Origin of the sequence: Micromonospora sp. SD12 (assembly GCF_052068495.1) — a bacterium.
Lineage (GTDB): Bacteria > Actinomycetota > Actinomycetes > Mycobacteriales > Micromonosporaceae > Micromonospora > Micromonospora echinofusca.
The window spans coordinates 26,477-44,528 of the sequence record NZ_JBQHDF010000003.1 but is presented as its reverse complement, the minus strand read 5'-3'; the positions used below and the strand labels follow the sequence as shown (position 1 = coordinate 44,528).

Annotated in this window: 18 protein-coding genes; 14 read left to right on the top strand and 4 right to left on the bottom strand. The window is 74.3% G+C overall.

Translation table 11 applies throughout. From position 1 onward, the window contains the following. The first annotated feature begins 3 nt into the window (after positions 1-3). A complete protein-coding gene (locus tag ACTMS2_RS07165) occupies positions 4-927 on the top strand; it encodes an ATP-grasp domain-containing protein (RefSeq protein ID WP_441174721.1) in 924 nt (307 codons plus the stop codon). A gap of 40 nt (positions 928-967) precedes the next feature. Here the strand turns inward: ACTMS2_RS07165 and ACTMS2_RS07160 are convergent, their stop codons facing one another. Further along, positions 968-1,930, bottom strand: a complete 963-nt coding sequence (locus ACTMS2_RS07160) for a COX15/CtaA family protein (protein WP_441174719.1) — start codon at positions 1,928-1,930, stop codon at positions 968-970. Between the two features lie 97 nt (positions 1,931-2,027). On the opposite strand from ACTMS2_RS07160, the gene ACTMS2_RS07155 reads away from it, so the two are divergent. The 12 genes from ACTMS2_RS07155 to ACTMS2_RS07100 all read left to right on the top strand — a co-directional run bounded on the left by ACTMS2_RS07155 (position 2,028) and on the right by ACTMS2_RS07100 (position 13,209). Beyond that, positions 2,028-2,789 carry a helix-turn-helix transcriptional regulator gene (locus tag ACTMS2_RS07155; protein ID WP_441174717.1) on the top strand — a complete coding sequence of 254 codons (762 nt, stop codon included), beginning with the start codon at positions 2,028-2,030 and terminating at the stop codon, positions 2,787-2,789. Next, positions 2,786-4,216, top strand: a complete 1,431-nt coding sequence (gene sufB, locus ACTMS2_RS07150; RefSeq protein WP_441174716.1) for a Fe-S cluster assembly protein SufB — start codon at positions 2,786-2,788, stop codon at positions 4,214-4,216. Before ACTMS2_RS07155 ends, sufB begins: the two co-directional genes overlap by 4 nt. Positions 4,217-4,354: 138 nt before the next feature. Next, positions 4,355-5,497 carry a Fe-S cluster assembly protein SufD gene (sufD, locus tag ACTMS2_RS07145; protein WP_441174715.1) on the top strand — a complete coding sequence of 381 codons (1,143 nt, stop codon included), beginning with the start codon at positions 4,355-4,357 and terminating at the stop codon, positions 5,495-5,497. Beyond that, positions 5,497-5,823 (top strand): non-heme iron oxygenase ferredoxin subunit, encoded by a 327-nt coding sequence (locus tag ACTMS2_RS07140; RefSeq protein WP_441174714.1) that lies wholly within the window; start codon positions 5,497-5,499, stop codon positions 5,821-5,823. Before sufD ends, ACTMS2_RS07140 begins: the two co-directional genes overlap by 1 nt. After that, positions 5,823-6,596 carry a Fe-S cluster assembly ATPase SufC gene (gene sufC / locus ACTMS2_RS07135; protein WP_088999375.1) on the top strand — a complete coding sequence of 258 codons (774 nt, stop codon included), beginning with the start codon at positions 5,823-5,825 and terminating at the stop codon, positions 6,594-6,596. The genes ACTMS2_RS07140 and sufC overlap by 1 nt, the downstream gene beginning before the upstream one ends. Positions 6,597-6,628: 32 nt before the next feature. After that, on the top strand, positions 6,629-7,933 hold the full coding sequence (locus ACTMS2_RS07130) for a cysteine desulfurase (RefSeq protein WP_441174712.1): 1,305 nt from the start codon (positions 6,629-6,631) through the stop codon (positions 7,931-7,933). 43 nt (positions 7,934-7,976) lie between these two features. Next, a complete protein-coding gene (sufU, locus tag ACTMS2_RS07125) occupies positions 7,977-8,453 on the top strand; it encodes a Fe-S cluster assembly sulfur transfer protein SufU (RefSeq protein WP_441174710.1) in 477 nt (158 codons plus the stop codon). Continuing rightward, on the top strand, positions 8,450-8,884 hold the full coding sequence (locus ACTMS2_RS07120) for a metal-sulfur cluster assembly factor (RefSeq protein ID WP_441174708.1): 435 nt from the start codon (positions 8,450-8,452) through the stop codon (positions 8,882-8,884). Before sufU ends, ACTMS2_RS07120 begins: the two co-directional genes overlap by 4 nt. A 214-nt stretch (positions 8,885-9,098) precedes the next feature. Continuing rightward, positions 9,099-9,725 carry a LysE family transporter gene (locus tag ACTMS2_RS07115; protein WP_441174707.1) on the top strand — a complete coding sequence of 209 codons (627 nt, stop codon included), beginning with the start codon at positions 9,099-9,101 and terminating at the stop codon, positions 9,723-9,725. A gap of 108 nt (positions 9,726-9,833) precedes the next feature. Then, positions 9,834-10,487: an acVLRF1 family peptidyl-tRNA hydrolase gene (locus ACTMS2_RS07110; protein WP_441174706.1), complete on the top strand. Its 654-nt coding sequence runs from the start codon at positions 9,834-9,836 to the stop codon at positions 10,485-10,487. 44 nt (positions 10,488-10,531) lie between these two features. Then, positions 10,532-11,881 carry a helix-turn-helix domain-containing protein gene (locus ACTMS2_RS07105; protein WP_441174704.1) on the top strand — a complete coding sequence of 450 codons (1,350 nt, stop codon included), beginning with the start codon at positions 10,532-10,534 and terminating at the stop codon, positions 11,879-11,881. Continuing rightward, entirely contained in the window at positions 11,878-13,209 is a 1,332-nt protein-coding gene (locus ACTMS2_RS07100; protein ID WP_441174703.1) for a helix-turn-helix domain-containing protein, read from the top strand. Before ACTMS2_RS07105 ends, ACTMS2_RS07100 begins: the two co-directional genes overlap by 4 nt. A 122-nt stretch (positions 13,210-13,331) precedes the next feature. Here ACTMS2_RS07100 and ACTMS2_RS07095 read toward each other — a convergent pair whose 3' ends face one another. Then, a complete protein-coding gene (locus ACTMS2_RS07095) occupies positions 13,332-14,117 on the bottom strand; it encodes a dioxygenase family protein (protein WP_441174702.1) in 786 nt (261 codons plus the stop codon). A gap of 180 nt (positions 14,118-14,297) precedes the next feature. Further along, positions 14,298-15,293 carry a helix-turn-helix domain-containing protein gene (locus ACTMS2_RS07090; RefSeq protein WP_441174700.1) on the bottom strand — a complete coding sequence of 332 codons (996 nt, stop codon included), beginning with the start codon at positions 15,291-15,293 and terminating at the stop codon, positions 14,298-14,300. 217 nt (positions 15,294-15,510) lie between these two features. Here ACTMS2_RS07090 and ACTMS2_RS07085 point away from each other — a divergent pair, with 217 nt between their 5' ends. Continuing rightward, positions 15,511-16,851: a carbohydrate-binding protein gene (locus ACTMS2_RS07085; RefSeq protein ID WP_441174698.1), complete on the top strand. Its 1,341-nt coding sequence runs from the start codon at positions 15,511-15,513 to the stop codon at positions 16,849-16,851. Between the two features lie 85 nt (positions 16,852-16,936). Here the strand turns inward: ACTMS2_RS07085 and ypfJ are convergent, their stop codons facing one another. Continuing rightward, positions 16,937-17,854: a KPN_02809 family neutral zinc metallopeptidase gene (ypfJ, locus tag ACTMS2_RS07080; RefSeq protein WP_441175129.1), complete on the bottom strand. Its 918-nt coding sequence runs from the start codon at positions 17,852-17,854 to the stop codon at positions 16,937-16,939. Positions 17,855-18,052 lie beyond the last annotated feature (198 nt).

Below are 18,052 nucleotides of genomic sequence, written 5' to 3'. Positions count from 1 at the left end.
AAATTGACCGACCACCACCAGTCGACCCGGGGGAAACCCCGGGTCGCTCTCATAACCTGTGCCGATCTGCCGGACCTCGACCCCGACGACCGGCTGCTGCTCGACCCGCTGGTCCGCCGCGGGGTGACCGCCGACGTGCTGGACTGGGCCGACCCGGGCGCCGACTGGCCCGCGTACGACCTGGCGGTGCTCCGCTCGCCGTGGGACTACGCGCTGCGGCGCGACGAGTTCGTCGCCTGGGCGTCGCGGGTTCCCGCCCTGGCCAACCCGGCGGACGTCGTGCGCTGGAACACCGACAAGCGGTACCTGGCCGAGCTGTCCGCGGCGGGGGTGCCGACCGTGCCGACGTCCTGGGTCGCGCCGGGGGAGGACTGGCAGCCGCCCGCCGCCCACGGCGAGTACGTCGTCAAGCCGGCCGTCAGCGCGGGCAGCCAGGACACCGGCCGCTACGACCTGGCCGATCCGTACCACCGGGAACTGGCCGTGGCGCACGTGCGGCGGCTGTCGGACGCCGGGCGGCTGGCCATGGTGCAGCCGTACCTCGACGCCGTCGACACGGCCGGCGAGACGGCCCTGCTCTTCCTGGCCGGCCCGGACGGCCCGACGTTCAGCCACGCGATCCGCAAGGGGCCGATGCTGACCGGCCCGGACCTCGGGGTCGACGGGCTGCACCGGCCCGAGGAGATCACCGCCCGCACCGCGACCGCCGCGCAGTTGGCGGTGGCCGACCGGGCCCTCGCGGCGGTGCCCGGCGGGTCGGGGCGCCTGCTCTACGCCCGGGTGGACCTCATCCCGGGCCCGGACGGCGCGCCGGTCCTGGTGGAACTGGAGCTGACCGAGCCGTCGCTGTTCCTCGGCCACGCCGACGGGGCCGCCGACCGGCTGGCCGACGCGATCCTGCTCCACCTGGGTCGCGCCGCCGGCTGACCGGCCCGCCAGGTGCGCGGCCGGACGGGCCGGGGAGCGCTCAGGCGGCGACCGGGACGGCCCGGTCGACGGCGTCCGGGGCCGGCGACGGCGCGACCGGGCGGCGCTCGCGGGTGGACCACTGCACCGACAGGGTGGCCAGCAGGACCAGGCAGGAGCCCAGCATGTGCGCGCCCACCAGCAGCGCCGGCAGGTTGGTGAAGTACTGCACGAAGCCGATCAGGCCCTGACCCAGCTCGACGGCGACGAGCACCAGCGCGGCCCGCGCGGCCCGCTGCGCGCCGACCGCGCGGAAGGCGAAGACCAGCGCCACGGACAGGCCGATGAGCAGGAAGACGCTGTCGGCGTGCACCTGGGAGATCGTCTCGGGGTCGAGCCCGTTGCGGGCGGCGCCCTGGTCGCCCGCGTGCGGGCCGCTGCCCGTCACCCAGGTGCCGATCACCAGCACCGCCGCGCTGACCACGGTGGTGAGCGCGGTGAGGGTCCGCAGCGGGGCCGGCACGACGGCCACCGGCGGGCCCGCCGGGTCCTTGATCCGCCGCCACAGGGCGTACGCGGCCGCGATCACCAGCATCGAGGCGAGGAAGTGTAGGCCGACCACCCACGGGTTGAGGTTGGTGAGCACGGTGATGCCGCCGACGACCGCCTGGGCCGGGATGCCGAAGAGCACCGCGACCGCGAGCGGGATCAGCTCCCGCCGACGGGGGCGGTGCAGCAGCACGGCCACCAGCACCGCCAGCGCGATGATGCCGACCGCGAAGGTGAGCAGGCGGTTGCCGAACTCGATCACCCCGTGCACGCCCATCTCGGAGGTCGTGACGTACGAGTCGTCGGTGCACCGGGGCCAGGTCGGGCAGCCGAGGCCCGACGCGGTGAGCCGGACGGCCCCGCCGGTGACGACGATGCCCACGTTCGCGATGATCGAGGCGAGCGCGAGACGGCGCAGCAGGGCGGTGGAGACCGGGAACCGGACGGATCGCTTCACGGCGCAAATCCTACGCACCGTAGTGGAGCACGATCGGGTGACTCCGCCCGTGCGGTGGTTCGGATCACCGGGACCCGGTTTGCGGGCCTCGGCCGAATTACGTAACGTTGGCGTTGTGAAATACGTGGCGGGGCTCTCCGGGGACCGGCCGACGGCCACCACCCCGGCCGCCGGCCGGTCCGCGTCCGTCGCGGACCTCTCCACCCGCGACCGGGTCACCCAGCTGCTGCTGGAGCGCGGCGCGACCACCGCCGCGCAGCTCGGCTCGGCGCTCGGGCTCAGCCCGGCCGCGATCCGCCGGCACCTCGACGCGATGCTCGCCGACGGCGACGTGCTCGCCCGCGAGCAGACCGTCCGGGGTCACCGCGGCCGCGGCCGGCCGGCGAAGGTCTTCCTGCTGACCGACGCGGCCCGGGTCCGCTGCGGCACCCACCACTACGACAACATGGCCACCGCCGCGCTGCGCTGGATCTCCCGCAACGGCGGCGCCGAGGCGGTCGAGGCGTTCGCGGCCGACCAGGTCGCCGCGCTGGAGGCCCGCTGCCGGGCCGCCATGGAGGACGCCGGCGACGACCCGCTCGCGCGGGCCGAGGCACTCGCCGGAGCGCTGACCGCCGAGGGCTACGCTGCGAACGCGTCCACGATCGCCTCCGGCGGCCAGCTCTGTCAGCACCACTGCCCGGTGGCGCACGTGGCCGCCGAGTTCCCCCAGCTGTGCGAGGCCGAGACCGCGGTCATCTCCCGCCTGGTCGGCACCCACGTGCAGCGCCTGGCCACCATCGCCCACGGCGACGGGGTGTGCACCACGCACATCCCCACCCAGCCGGGGCGTGCCCGTTCCGGTAAGACCGTCACCACTGTGAGGACAGATAGATGACCGAGCAGATCGTCCAGCCCCTGACGCAGGAAGAGCAGCTCGCCGCCCTGGGTCGCTACGAGTACGGCTGGGCCGACCCCGACGTCGCCGGGGCGGTCGCCCAGCGCGGCCTCGACGAGGCGGTGGTGCGGGACATCTCGGCCAAGAAGAACGAGCCGGCCTGGATGCTCGACCTGCGACTGAAGGGCCTGCGGCTGTTCGGCCGCAAGCCGATGCCCGCCTGGGGCGCCGACCTCACGGGGATCGACTTCGACAACATCAAGTACTTCGTGCGGTCCACCGAGAAGCAGGCCACCAGCTGGGAGGACCTGCCGGAGGACATCAAGAACACCTACGACCGGCTGGGCATCCCCGAGGCGGAGAAGCAGCGCCTGGTCGCGGGCGTCGCGGCGCAGTACGAGTCCGAGGTCGTCTACCACAAGATCCGTGAGGACCTCGAGGAGCAGGGTGTCATCTTCCTGGACACCGACACCGCGCTGCGCGAGCACGAGGACGTCTTCAAGGAGTACTTCGGCACGGTGATCCCGGTCGGCGACAACAAGTTCGCCGCGCTGAACACGTCCGTGTGGTCCGGCGGCTCGTTCATCTACGTGCCGAAGGGCGTGCACGTGGAGATCCCGTTGCAGGCCTACTTCCGGATCAACACGGAGAACATGGGCCAGTTCGAGCGCACGCTGATCATCGTCGACGAGGGCGCGTACGTGCACTACGTCGAGGGCTGCACCGCGCCGCTGTACTCCTCCGACTCGCTGCACAGCGCCGTCGTGGAGATCATCGTCAAGAAGAACGCCCGGTGCCGCTACACGACCATCCAGAACTGGTCGAACAACGTCTACAACCTGGTCACCAAGCGGGCCGTGTGCCACGAGGGCGCGACCATGGAGTGGGTCGACGGCAACATCGGCTCCAAGGTCACCATGAAGTACCCGGCGGTCTACATGACCGGCGAGCACGCCAAGGGCGAGGTGCTCTCGGTGGCCATGGCGGGCGAGGGGCAGCACCAGGACGCGGGCGCCAAGATGGTGCACGCCGCGCCGCACACCTCCTCCACCATCATCTCCAAGTCGATCGCCCGGGGCGGCGGCCGCACGTCGTACCGGGGCCTGGTCCAGGTGCTGGAGGGCTCGCACAGCAGCCGGAGCACGGTCAAGTGCGACGCGCTGCTGGTCGACACCATCTCCCGCTCGGACACCTACCCGTACGTCGACATCCGCGAGGACGACGTGTCGATGGGGCACGAGGCGACCGTCTCCAAGATCAGCGACGACCAGCTCTTCTACCTGATGAGCCGTGGTCTGAGCGAGGACGAGGCGATGGCGATGATCGTGCGCGGCTTCATCGAGCCGATCGCCAAGGAACTCCCGATGGAGTACGCCCTGGAACTCAACCGCCTGATCGAGCTCCAGATGGAGGGCGCGGTCGGCTGACGCCGGCCCGCCGGCGGGCCGCGCGAACGCCGACCCGTTGCGGGGCCGCCGGACGCCGACCCCTCTGGCCGGGCCGCGCGAACACCGACCGACCCTCCAGTTAATGACACCGTCGTCGTAGAACAGACCAAGGAAGAGATGACTACCCAGGCTTCCGCGCCGCCCAGCACCAAGTCGCAGGCGCTCCGCTCGTACGACGTCGCCGACTTCCCGGCCCTCACGGGCCTGGAGGAGGAGTGGCGCTTCACCCCGCTCAAGCGGCTGCGCGGGCTCACCGGCGAGGCGCAGACCGCCACCGGCACGGTCCGTCACGAGTACGGCGACCTGCCCGAGGGCGTCACCGTCGAGCGGATCGGCTCCGACGACCCGCGGGTGGGCAGCGTGCTCACCCCGGTCGACCGGGTCAGCGCGCTGGCCTACGGCGGGGCCGGGCAGGCGCTGCTGGTGCAGGTCGCCCGCGACGCCGTGGTGGCCGAGCCGGTGAGCCTGCGGGTGGTCGGCGAGGGCGCCGAGGGCATCGCCTTCGGGCACACCTTCGTCGAGGTGGGCCGCTTCGCCGAGGTGACCCTGGTGCTGGAGCACGTCGGCTCGGCCACGCTGGCCGACAACGTCGAGGTGGCGGTGGCCGACGGGGCGAAGCTGACCCTGGTCACCGTCGCCGACTGGGCCGGCGACGCCGTGCAGGCCCAGCACCTGAGGGTCCGACTGGGCCGCGACGCCAAGGTGGTGCACGTCCAGGTCTCCCTCGGCGGCGACCTGGTGCGGCAGTACACCTCGGTGGAGTACACCGAGCGGGGCGGCGAGGCCGAGCTGTACGGCCTCTACTTCGCCGACTCGGGCCAGCACCTGGAGCACCGCCAGCTGGTCGACCACACCGTGCCGGACTGCCGCAGCTACGTCGGCTACCGGGGCGCCCTGCAGGGTGAGAGCGCGCGCACCGTCTGGGTGGGCGACGTGCTGATCCGCGCCGAGGCGACCGGCACCGACACGTACGAGATCAACCGGAACCTGCTGCTGACCGACGGCGCGCGGGCGGACTCCGTACCCAATCTGGAGATCGAGACCGGCGAGATCGCCGGCGCCGGGCACGCGAGCGCGACCGGGCGCTTCGACGACGAGCAGCTGTTCTACCTAATGGCCCGGGGCATCCCGGAGGCCGAGGCGCGGCGCCTGGTGGTCCGCGGCTTCTTCGCGGAGCTGATCAACAAGATCCCGGTCGAGGAGCTGCGCGAGCGGCTGGGCGACGCCATCGAGGCCCGGCTGACCAAGGTCGGCGCCTGATGATCCGCCTCTGCTCCACCGAGGACGTGCCGAAGGGCACCGTGATCAGCGCGGACGTCGACGGCACCCCGATCGCGCTGGTGCACGGCGAGGACGGCATCTTCTACGCCGCCTACGACGAGTGCTCGCACGCCTCGGTCGCCCTCTCCGAGGGGGAGGTCTCCGGCTGCACGCTGGAATGCTGGCTGCACGGATCCCGTTTCGACCTGAGGACCGGCGAGCCGACCGGGCTGCCCGCCACCGAACCCGTTCCCGTCTATCCCGTCGAAGTCCGAGACGGCGACATCTACGTCAGTCTCACGCCGAGCAATGGAGTGACCCGATAATGAGCACCCTGGAGATCCGCGACCTGAAGGTGTCGGTCAAGCTGCCCGAGGGTGAGCTCAAGCCGATCCTGGCCGGTGTCGACCTGACCGTCCGCTCGGGCGAGACCCACGCGATCATGGGCCCGAACGGCTCCGGCAAGTCCACCCTGGCCTACTCGATCGCCGGCCACCCGAAGTACGAGATCACCGGCGGCTCGGTGACCCTCGACGGCGAGGACGTGCTGGCCCTGTCCGTGGACGAGCGGGCCCGCGCCGGCCTCTTCCTGGCCATGCAGTACCCGGTCGAGGTCCCCGGCGTCTCGGTGGCGAACTTCCTGCGTACCGCCAAGACCGCCATCGACGGCCAGGCGCCCAAGCTGCGCACCTGGGGTGGCGAGCTGCGCGGGGCCATGGAGCGCCTCCAGATGGACCCGGCGTTCGCCCAGCGCAACGTCAACGAGGGCTTCTCCGGCGGTGAGAAGAAGCGGCACGAGATCGTGCAGCTGGAGCTGCTCAAGCCGAAGATCGCGATCCTCGACGAGACCGACTCCGGCCTCGACGTGGACGCGCTGCGCGTGGTCAGCGAGGGCGTGAACCGGGTCCGCGACAACGGCGACACCGGCATGCTGCTGATCACCCACTACACGCGGATCCTGCGCTACATCAAGCCGGACTTCGTGCACGTCTTCGTCGCCGGCCGGATCGTCGAGCAGGGCGGCCCGGAGCTGGCCGACAAGCTCGAGGAAGAGGGCTACGAGCGGTACGCCGCCGGGGCCGGCGCGGCGCGGGCCTGAGTCCTCTCGGAAGAATGGGTGGGCCGGTCGACATGACTTCCATCGCGATCCCGTCGGGGATGCCGCAGTACGACGACGTGCCGCGTTACGACGTGGCGGCGGTGCGCGCCGACTTCCCGATCCTCGACCGGGAGGTCAACGGGCACCGGCTGGTCTACCTCGACAGCGCCAACACCTCGCACAAGCCGCGGCAGGTGCTCGACGTGCTCGGCGAGCACTACGCGATGCACAACGCCAACGTGTCCCGCTCGGTGCACACCCTGGGCACCGAGGCCACCGAGGCGTACGAGGGCGCGCGGGCGAAGATCGCCGCGTTCATCAACGCGCCGAGCGTGGACGAGGTGGTGTTCACGAAGAACTCCACCGAGGCGATCAACATCGTGGCGTACGCCTTCTCCAACGCCTCGCTGCGGCCCGACGCCGACCCGCGCTTCCGGCTCGGCCCCGGCGACGAGGTGGTGATCTCCGAGATGGAGCACCACTCGAACATCGTGCCGTGGCAGCTGCTCTGTGAGCGTACCGGCGCGACCCTGCGCTGGTTCCCGGTCACCGACCAGGGGCGCCTGGACGAGTCGGGGCTTCAGGACCTGGTCACCGAGCGGACGAAGATCGTCTCGCTGGTGCACATGTCCAACATCCTCGGCACGGTCAACGCCACCTCGCGGATCACCGAGCGGGTCCGCGAGGTGGGGGCGCTGCTGCTGCTCGACTGCTCCCAGTCGGTGCCGCACATGCCGATGGACGTGGTCGACTACGACGCCGACTTCATCGTCTTCACGGGGCACAAGATGTGCGGCCCGACCGGCATCGGGGTGCTCTGGGGTCGGGGCGAGCTGCTGGCGGCGATGCCACCGGTGCTGGGCGGCGGATCGATGATCGAGACGGTCACCATGGCCCGCTCGACGTTCGCCGCGCCGCCGGCCCGGTTCGAGGCGGGCACCCCGCCGATCGCCGAGGCGGTCGCGCTCGGCGCGGCCGTCGACTACCTCACCGGCATCGGGATGCAGGCCATCCAGTGGCACGAGAAGGAGCTGACGGCGTACGCGCTGGACGCCCTCGCCACGGTGCCCGGCCTGCGGATCTTCGGGCCGACCGTGCCGGTGGGCCGGGGCGGCACGATCTCGTTCGCCCTCGGCGACATCCACCCGCACGACGTCGGGCAGGTGCTCGACTCGCTCGGCGTGCAGGTGCGCGTCGGCCACCACTGCGCCAAGCCGGTGTGCACCCGGTTCGGCGTGCCGGCGATGACGCGGGCCTCGTTCTACCTCTACACCACCACCGCGGAGATCGACGCCCTGGTGGCGGGCCTGGAGCAGGTGCGGAAGGTGTTCGAGTGAAGCGGCGACGCAGGAGCCCGCGGATCGACGGGAGTTCAGCCTGATGCAGCTTGAATCTCTTTACCAGGAGATCATCCTGGACCACTACAAGCACCCGCACGGTCGCGGCCTGCGCGACCCGGACGCCTCGGGCGCCCGGGTCGCCGAGGCGCACCATGTCAACCCGACCTGCGGTGACGAGGTCACCGTACGGGTGGCCACCGACGGCGACGTGCTGCACGACGTCTCGTACGACGGCATGGGCTGCTCGATCAGCCAGGCGTCGGCGAGCGTGCTGCACGAACTGCTGGTGGGCCGGGGCGCGGGCGACGCGTTCCGGGTGCACGAGGCGTTCGTCGAGTTGATGTCCGGCCGTGGCCAGGTCACGCCGGACGAGGACGTGCTCGGTGACGGGGTCGCGTTCGCGGGCGTCGCCCGCTACCCCGCCCGGGTCAAGTGCGCGCTGTTGCCGTGGATGGCGTTCAAGGACGCCGCGGCACGCGCCGGTGTGGGCGTGAGCCCGACGGAGGTTGAGGCATGAGCAGCGAGGACACCGCCACCGCGGCGACCCCGGTGACCGGGGGCGCCACCGCCCCGGCCGCGGACGCCGCCGCACCGGCGACGAACGGCGCGTCGGCCGCCGGGGGCAGGGCCGCCGTCGCCGACATCGAGGAGGCGATGAAGGACGTCGTCGACCCCGAGCTGGGCATCAACGTGGTCGACCTCGGCCTGTTGTACGGCGTGCACGTCGGCGACGACAACGTCGCCACCCTGGACATGACGCTGACCTCGGCGGCGTGCCCGCTGACCGACGTGATCGAGGACCAGACCCGGCAGGCGTTGACCACCGGCCCGGGTGGCGGTCTGGTCGACGACATCCGGATCAACTGGGTGTGGCTGCCGCCGTGGGGGCCCGACAAGATCACCGACGAGGGGCGCGACCAGCTCCGCTCCCTCGGCTTCAACGTCTGACCGGCCCGGCGCCGGTCCCCGTCGAGCGCGTCGCCCCCACGGGGCGGCGCGCTCGACCCGTACTGCGGAATTCGCTGGCGGGGTGGCCGGGCGGGACCGAGGATGAGCGGGTGATCGAGACGTACCCGACGAAGACCGTCCCCGTCGCCGCGGCCACCGCCGCGCGCCGACAGTGGACGTCGTCCGGTCGCGTCCCGGTCCGCAGCCGACCGTCGTGACCGGCGCGTTCCTGGCCGGCCTGGTCGCCGGCTACGGCGTCGCCATCCCGGTCGGCGCGATCGCGGTGCTCATCCTCGGGCTCAGCGCCCGCACCTCGTTCCGGGTCGGCGCCGCCGCCGCGTTCGGGGTGGCCACCGCCGACGGGCTCTACGCCGCCGTGGCGGCCCTCGGCGGGGCCGCCGTCGCCGGGCTCGTCGCCCCGGTCGCCGGGCCGCTGCGGCTGGCCGCCGCGCTGGTGCTGCTCGTCATCGCCGGCCACGGCGCCTGGCGTGCGCTGCGTCCCCGCCCCGCGACCCGGGCCGCCGCCGGTCGCGGGGCCCTGGACACCCCGGCCCGTGCCTTCGCCGGCGTGCTCGCGCTGACCCTGCTGAACCCCGCGACCGTGGTCTACTTCGCCGCGCTCGTGCTGGGCCGCGCGGACCGCGCCGAGCCGGATCCGCTCGCCGCCGGCCTCTTCGTGCTCGGCGCGTTCGTCGCCTCGGCGAGCTGGCAGCTGGTGATCGCCGGCGGAGGCAGCCTGGTCGGCCGGGTGCTGACCGGCCCGCGCGGCCGGCTGGTGACCGCACTGCTCTCCAGCGCGATCATCGTCGCCCTGGCCGTGGCGATGCTGCTGCGCGGTTGAGCCCGGGCCGGCCGCCGCTGCCCGGCTGAGCCCGGGCCGGCCGCCGCTGCCCGGCTGGGCGGCGGCCCGCCGCCGCGCGTCCACCCACCCGTGGCGTAGGTTCGGCGTATGAGCAGCCGACCCGCAGCCGGAGGCGGCCGGTGGGTCGAGGTGGACCCGGCCCGGGTGGCCCGCTGGGTGGAGGGCTTCGCCGACCGGCACGGCCCGCCCACCGCCACCGTCGAGGCGTACGGGCTGCTGCTCGCCGCCGCGGACGGCGCGACCGCCGAGCTGCACACCCCGCCCGGCGCGCCCGCCGCCTCCGACCTGCCCGGCTTCGTGGCCGCCGCGGCCGCGCCCCGCCGGATCGGCCTGCTGCTCGCCCGGAAGGGCGCGGTGGCCCTCGGCGTGGCGGCGGGGGAGAAGCTGGTCGTCTCCAAGGTGGACACCCGCTATGTGCAGGGGCGCACCGCCGCCGGGGGCTGGTCGCAGCAGCGCTTCGCCCGGCGGCGCGACAACCAGGCGAAGGCGGCGCTGGGCGACGCCGCCGAGCTGGCCGTACGGCTGCTGCTGCCGGAGGCGTCGTCCCTGCGTGCGGTGGTCTGCGGCGGCGACCGGCGGGCGGTGGACACCGTGCTGGCCGACCGGCGGCTCGCCCCGCTGGCGGCGCTGCGCGCGGAGCGGCTGCTGGACGTGCCCGAGCCCCGCCACGCCGTGCTCGTCGGCGCGGTCGCGGCGGCCCGGGCGGTCCGGATCCTGGTGCGCGATCCCGCCCCGTCCTGACCCGGCGCACTAGGCTGGGCGCGACGGTCGGGGAGGGAGCCAGGATGGCGGAGACGGCGGCGGCCGACGTCGCCGTGGTCGGGGTCGTCGACTCCCACGACGACGCGGTCGGGGAGAGCCTGGGTGACCGGATCCGACGGCTGCGCCTGGCCCGGGGCCTGACCCAGCAGCAGGTCGTCGACTCCCGTTACACCCGCGCCTACCTGGGCGCCGTGGAGTCGGGTGCCCGGATGCCGAGCCCCGAGGCGCTGGCCCACTTCGCCGACCGCCTCGGGCTGGCGGTGGACGACCTGCGCCACGGCCGGCCGGCGAACGCCGCCGCCCAGCTCGCCGCCGAGCAGGCGGCGGCCCGCCGGGACCTCTCCGCCGGTCGGTTGGACGCCGCCGAGCGGGCGTTGACCGGGATACGCCGCCGCGCGGAGCGCTACCGACTGTCCGAGCTGGCCGGTTGGGCCGGATACCACCTGGCGGAGGCCCAACTGCACCGTGGGCGCACCGAGGACGCGGCCGCCCGGTACGACGAGCTGGCCGGGGACCTGCCCGACGACTGCCCGGCGCTGCGCGCGGCGGTGCTGGCCCGGCAGGCGTACTGCCTGCTGGTCGCCGGGGACGCGCCGCGGGCGGTGGCGATCCTGGAGGGCGGCCTGCGGGCCCTTCGGGCGGCGCCGCCGGTGGACGCCGACGCCGAGCTGCGGCTGACCAACGCGTTGATGTACACGTTCCTCGAGCTGAGCTGGCGGGAGCGGGCCCGGCGGTTGGAGCGGGAGGTGACGCCCCTGCTCACCCGGGCGACCAACCGGGAGTGGGTGGCGCAGTTCCACGCCGTCGCCGGGCAGTTGCGGCGCGACGGCGAGCTGGACGAGGCGGACCGGCACCTGCGGGAGGCCGTCCGTCGCTACACCGAGCTGGGGCTCACCCGGGAGATCGGCCTGTGCCACTGGGCCCGGGGCTACGTGCTGCTGCGGGCCGGGCGGCCGGGGGAGGCGGGGACGCCGCTGCGGCGCGCCCGGGAGACGCTGGGCGACGTCGGCGCGGTGCTCGACCACGCCGGGGCGACGCTGGAGCTGGCCGAGGCCCGCCGGCGCGAGGGCGCGCTGGACGAGGCGGCCGAGCTGGCCGAGGAGGCGGCCGGGGCGGCGACCGCCAGCGACCACCGCGAGATCATGGCCGAGGCCGACCGGGTACGCGGGCTGGTGCGGGCCGCCCAGGGCGACGGCGAGCGGGCGCGGCGGCTGCTGCTGCGGGCGGTCGACCGGTACGAGCGGGCCGGCCTGATGGGCGACGTGGTGATCACCTGCCGCCACCTGGCGGAGCTGTTGCTGGCCCGGGCGGAGCGGGACGAGGCGGCGGCGGTGCTGCGCCGCGGCCTGCGTGCGGCGGAGCGGCTGTCGTGAGCCGGCCGGAGCCGGACGGGGCGGACACGGCGACGAGCGGGCTGGGCGCGCGGGTGCAGCGGCTGCGCGCGCAACGGGGGCTCACGCAGCGCGCCCTGGCCGAGCCCCGCTACACCGCGGCGTACGTCTCCGCCGTGGAGAGCGGTCGCCGGGTGCCCTCGGGCGACGCCGTCGCCCACTTCGCCGAGCGGCTCGGTGTCACGCCCTCGGACCTGACCACCGGCCGCTCGCCGGCCGAGGTGGTGCGCCTGGGGCTGCGCCTGGCCGAGGCCGACCTGGCCGGCTCCGTCGACGAGACGGCCGCCATCTGCCGCGAGGTGGCCGGGGCCGCCGCCGACCTGGCGGAGCCGGTGCTGGAAGCCCGGGCCCGGCTCGGCCTCGCGGGCGTGGCGCTGCGCCGCGACGAACCCGGTACCGCGTCGGCCCAGCTCGACCGGGCGGAGGCCCTCCTGGCGGGGGCGGCGCCGCACGTACGCGCCGAGGCGGCGGCCGGCCGCGCCGGGCTGGCGTACCACGACGGTGACCCGCGCTACGCCCGCTACCTGCTCACCGAGGCCCGCGACGCGCTGCTGCGCGACGGGTACCCGGATCCGTCGGTCCTGCTGATCCTGCACGCCGAGCTGGTGCGCTGCCACGTCGCCCTCGGCGACGAGGAAGCGGCGGCGGGGGCCGCCACGCAGGCCCTGGCCCTGGCGGTGCTCCCCGCGCCGGCCCGGGTCGCCGGCCTGCACCTGAGCGTCGCGGCCTCGCTGCTCGCGTCGGGGCGGACGACGGAGGCCGCCGTCGCCGCCGAGCAGGCTCGCCAGGCGGCCCGGCAGGTCGCCCTGCGGTGGCTGCTGGCGTGCTGTCACCGGGCCCGGGGGCAGGGGCGCCGGGGAGCCGGCGACCTGGCCGGCGCGCTGGCCGACCTGGCGGGGGCCCACGCGGTGCTGATGGACGCCGGGCAGCCGGCGCTGGCCCGCGAGGTGGGGGTGGAGCTGGCGGAGGTGTACCACGCGCTGGGCCAGCCGGGGCGGGCCGACGCACTGTTGCGCGACGCCGTCGACCTCGGCGGCGATCCGGTGGTGGCGGCCCGCGCCGAGCGGGTGCGTGGCCTGCTGCGCGACGACGACGGCGACCGGGCCGGTGCCGAGCGGCACCTGCGGGCGGCGCTCGCCGGCTACCGGGCTGCCGGGCGGCGCCGGGAGCTGGCAGCGGTGGTCCTGCTGCTGGCCGACCTGATGCGGGGGTGGGACCGCCCCGACGACGCGCTCGATCTGCTCCGCGAGGGGCTGCACCAGGTGGAGCAGCTCGGCGAGCGGGTCGAAGTGCCGCGCGCCACGGCCTGAGCCCCCGGCGACGGGTACGCCGCCGGGGGCCCTCGGCCGGGCCGTCGGGCCGGCCCGCCCGTGGACCGGTCACCCGTCGGCCATACCTCGGCGGGGCGGGCGACCGGTGCGTGCCCGTGGCGTCAGTCCCGGGCCCAGAGCGCGGGCGCGTTCGGCGGTTCCCAGCCGGGCTGGGCGGTGTGCGCCTGCCGACAGCGGTAACCGACACCGCCGTAGGTGACCCGGGCCCCGACCGGGTACGCGGTACCGGCCGCCCAGGTGCCACCGGGGGCGGTGCCGGTCGGGGTGGGGGTGGGACCCGGGGTCACGCTGAGGACGAAGTCGAAACTCGCCTCCCGGACGCCGTTCACCGTGCGCACCGTCATCAGCAGCGCGGGGTCGAAGAGCGTGTCCGTGCTGTTGCGGGGTTCGCCGGGGAAGTACAGCTGGGTGGTGAGCACCGGCTGGTTCGGCGCCTGCGCCTTGACGTGGATGTGCCGTGTCCGTCCGGGATAGAGGCCCGGCACGATCGTGCTGAGCCGGTACGCGCCCGACGCGTCGGTGAACTGGTGGCCACGTAGCCGGTAGCCGACGTTGTCGTAGCCGCCGTTGGCGTCGGCCTGCCAGAAGTCCAGCAGCACGTCGGGCAGCGGCCGGCAGTCCAGCCCGAAGACGTGCCCGGTGACGGTGAGTCGGGTGCCGACCGTACCGGCCTCGACGAGCGAGGAGCGGCGTGGTGAGTTCGGCTTGAAGTAGGGACCCTCCATCTGCGGCGGCGTCGGGTCGTCGCCGTCGTCGCAGTACGGGGTGAGGGGCGGCGCCGACACGGGGTCGGCCGTCCTCGCGCCCACCGCCCGCGCGGCGCCGGCGACGAGGAACGGGGCGGGCAGGGCGAGCGCCGCCGCCCGCAGCACGCTCTTGCGTGTCACGCCGCTGTGGGGGCGGGCACCGTCTGGCTCCCGTGCGCCGCTGGCTGCACCGTTCATGAGCGTTCCTCCTGGTGGGGGGCGGGTATCGGGGCCCGGCCGGCCCGGGAGGTCCCTGGCACACCCGGGCCGGCCGGGCCGGCGACCCGACGCTATTGACGGACGTCGGGGTGCGTCGATGTGTCAGCCGGCGGGATCGTGGTGTTTTCCGCCGTGCCGGCGGAACGCGCCGGGGGAGTCGCCGGCCTCCCGGCGGAAGAAGCGGCAGAAGTAGGCGGGGTCGGCGAAGCCGAGCCGGTCGGCGATCGCGGCCACGGTGAGGTCGGTGCGGGTCAGCAGGCGCTTCGCCTCCAGGACCCGGGCCCGGCGGATCAGCCGGGCGGGGGTGGTGCCGGTGGCCAGCGGGACCGCGTCGTTGAGGTGGCGCACCGACACGCCGATGCGGCGGGCGTACGCGCGGGGAGGCTCGCCGACGAGATCCGGTTCGCCGAGCAGCTCCTCGAAGCGGCGGGCGATCGCGGCGGCGCGCTGGTTGCGGGTGCCCGGCTCGGGCGGCGGGCCGGGCGGCGGGCCCGTGGGCCGGGACCGGCGCACCTCGGTGAGCAGGAGGTGCAGGTAGGCGCGCAGGGTGCTCGTCCGGCCCGGCCCACCCCGGCGGTACTCGGCCGTCGTCCACCGCATCAGGGTGGCGATCCGCCTCGCCTGCGCGTCGTCGCGCGGGCGCCAGGAGCGGTGCCCCGAGCGGCGCAGCGCGTCGCGGTCGGCCGGGAAGGTCAGCAGGAACTCGGCGGCGCAGAGCAGTACGTGCCCGCGCAGGTCGCGCTGGTCCTGCCAGTGGTGCACCTGGCCGGGCGTGACGACGAACAGGTGCGGCGGTCGGACGGGGTGGGCGTCGAGGTCGATGACGTGGGTGGCCCGCCCGTGGGTCACGTACACCAGCTCGTAGAAGGCGTGCCGGTGCGGGAAGTCGGCGCGGGAGAGCGGGCCGATCTCCTCGAAGGAGCCGACGGCGAAGGGCAGCTCGTCCGGGGCGGGTACCGCCAGGTCGTGCCGGGGCAGCGCCGGCGACGGGCCGGGCGCGGGCGCCGGCGCGGGGGAGCGGGTGGCCGGCCCGGGGGCCACGGCGGGTCGTGCGGGGACGGTCCGGGTCCGGCGGTCGTACGGGCGCGGCGGGGACACGGGCGGCTCCGTTCGCAATGGAGGGACGGGGTGACGATCGATCGCTGCCTGTATTGACGGCGTCGGATGTCTAACCTACGGTGAGGGCAACACAGTTAACAACATTTGTTGTTGTGTCTGTAGCGCATCGGCGCGATCCCGCCGTTTGGCACTCGCGTGCCTGATCAGGCGGGCTCGATCTGACCCTCCACATCGTTCTGACCGCGAGGAGACCCCCATGCTCCGACGACCAGCCACCGTGGTGGCAACTACCCTGAGTGCTGCCGCTCTGGTGCTGACCGTGGCCCTGGCCACCCAGGCCGGCGCCGACACCGCCCCCACCTCCGCCGCGCCGGCCGCCGGCCCCGACGGCGTCGCGCCCGAGATGTTCGCCGCCCTGCAACGGGACCTTCGGCTGACCCCGGCCCAGGCCCACGCCCGCCTCGAGGTCGACGAGCACGCCAGCCGGGTGCAGCAGGTGCTGGGGGCCACCCTCGGCGCCGGCTACGGCGGCACCTGGGTCGCCGACGGGGGAGCCGCCGTGGCGGTCGGCGTCACCCGCGCCGCCGACGCCGCACGGGTCCGCGCCCTCGGCGCGGTCCCCGTCCCCGTCACGTACGGCGAGGACGCCCTCGACGGCGCGGTCGACCGGCTGAACCGCAGGGCCGCCGCCGCGCCGCAGGCCGTCGTCGGCTGGTACGCCGACCTTCCCGGCAACTCCGTCGTGCTGCTGGCCCGCGACGGCGGCTCGGCCGCGGCCCGGGCCTTCGCCGCCGCCGCGGGGGTGCCGGCCGGCGCGGTGCGGGTCCAGGCCAGCACCGAGAACCCGAGGCCGTACGCCGACGTGATCGGTGGCAACGCCTACTACACCGGCAGCAGCCGGTGCTCGATCGGGTTCTCCGTCGACGGGGGCTTCGTCACCGCCGGGCACTGCGGCCGGACCGGCGCCCGCACCTCGCAGCCGGGTGGCACCGTGCGCGGCTCCACCTTCCCGGGCCGCGACTACGCCTGGGTGCAGGTGGACGCCGGGAACACCCCGCGCGGGCTGGTGAACGACTACCGCGGCGGGACGGTCCAGGTGGCGGGCAGCGTCGAGGCCGCCGTGGGGGCGGCGGTCTGCCGGTCCGGCTCCACCACCGGCTGGCGCTGCGGCACCATCCAGCAGAAGAACGCCTCGGTGACCTACCCGGAGGGCACCGTCACCGGGCTGACCCGCAGCAACGCCTGCGCCGAGCCGGGCGACTCCGGCGGCTCGTGGATCTCCGGCGACCAGGCGCAGGGGGTCACCTCGGGCGGCTCCGGCAACTGCACCTCCGGCGCAACCATGTACTTCCAGCCGGTCAACGCGATCCTGGCCGCGTACGGGCTGACCCTCGTCACCGCCGGCGGCCCCGCGCCGACCCCCACGCCCACCTCGACGGGCAACCCGCCCGGCGGCACGACCTGGCAGGCCGGCACCGGGTACGCCGCCGGCGCGACGGTGACCTACGCGGGCGTGTCCTACCGCTGCCTGCAGGGACACACCGCCCAACCGGGCTGGGAGCCGCCGAACGTGCCGGCGCTCTGGCAGCGGGTCTGACCGCCGCCGCCCCGTACGCGTACGCCACGGGCCCGGTCACCGACCGGGCCCGTGGCGTCGTCCGTCAGGACGGGGTTCTGCGTGTTCAGAGGCTGCCGCGGAACGTGTCGCAGGACTTCGGGTCGCCGGTGGAGTAGCCCCGGGTGAACCACTCCTTGCGCTGGGCGGAGGAGCCGTGGGTGAACTCGTCGGGGTTGACCGGCCGGTTGGCCCGCTCCGAGATGGCGTCGTCGCCGATCTTCTCGGCGGCGTCGATGGCCTGCTGGATGTCCTGCTCGCTGATGCTGGTGAAGATCTTCTGGCCGCTCGCGTCGGCGGTGCCGGTGGCGTTCTTGGCCCAGGCGCCCGCGTAGCAGTCGGCCTGCAACTCCAGCTTCACCGAGAGCGCGTTCGCGCTGTCCGGGTCGCGCTGCTGCTGGCGGCGCATCTGGGCCTCGGTGCCGAGGAGGTCCTGCACGTGGTGGCCGTACTCGTGGGCGAGCACGTACGGCTGGGCGAACTCGCCGGCGGCGCCGAGCTGCTGGGCGAGCACCCGGTAGAAGGTCAGGTCGATGTAGACCTGGTCGTCGGCGGGGCAGTAGAACGGGCCGACGCCGGAGTCGGCCTGCCCGCAGGCGGTGCTGACGCCCTGGCTGAAGAACACCGTGCGCGACGGGCGGTACTGCTCGCCGAACGCCTCGGGCAGGGCCTTCTGCCAGTACGCCTGGATGGAGTTGACGTAGAGCGTGTTGCGGCAGTCGAGCTGCTGGAGCGCGTCCTCGGCCGAGCACTTCTGTTCCAGCGACGCGTTGTCGCCCTGCGGCTCGTCGCCGCCGTTCGTGGCCGCGTTCAGGCCGAAGCCGCCGCCGACGAGCGCGACGAGCACGGCGATGACCAGGCCGACGATGCCGCCCCGGCCGCCGCCGATCGGGATGGGGATGCCTCCCAGCCCGCCGCCTCCGCCGGATCCTCGCCGGTCGTCCACCTGGCTGGTGTCGATCCGCGCGTTCTCGTTCAGCTCCATGTCAACCCCGATCACCCGATTTGATCCGTTTTGGTGGTTGCGGTACCGGACCGGGTCCGGACGGCGTTCCGGTACCCGATGATCTTGATCGGTAATCCGGAGGGGTGGCCGGGCGGCGCCCGGTACACTTGCCCCCGTGCTGCTCTGCGAAGGCTGAACCGCCCCGCGCCGACGGGCCTCGTGCTCGCCGGCGCTTTC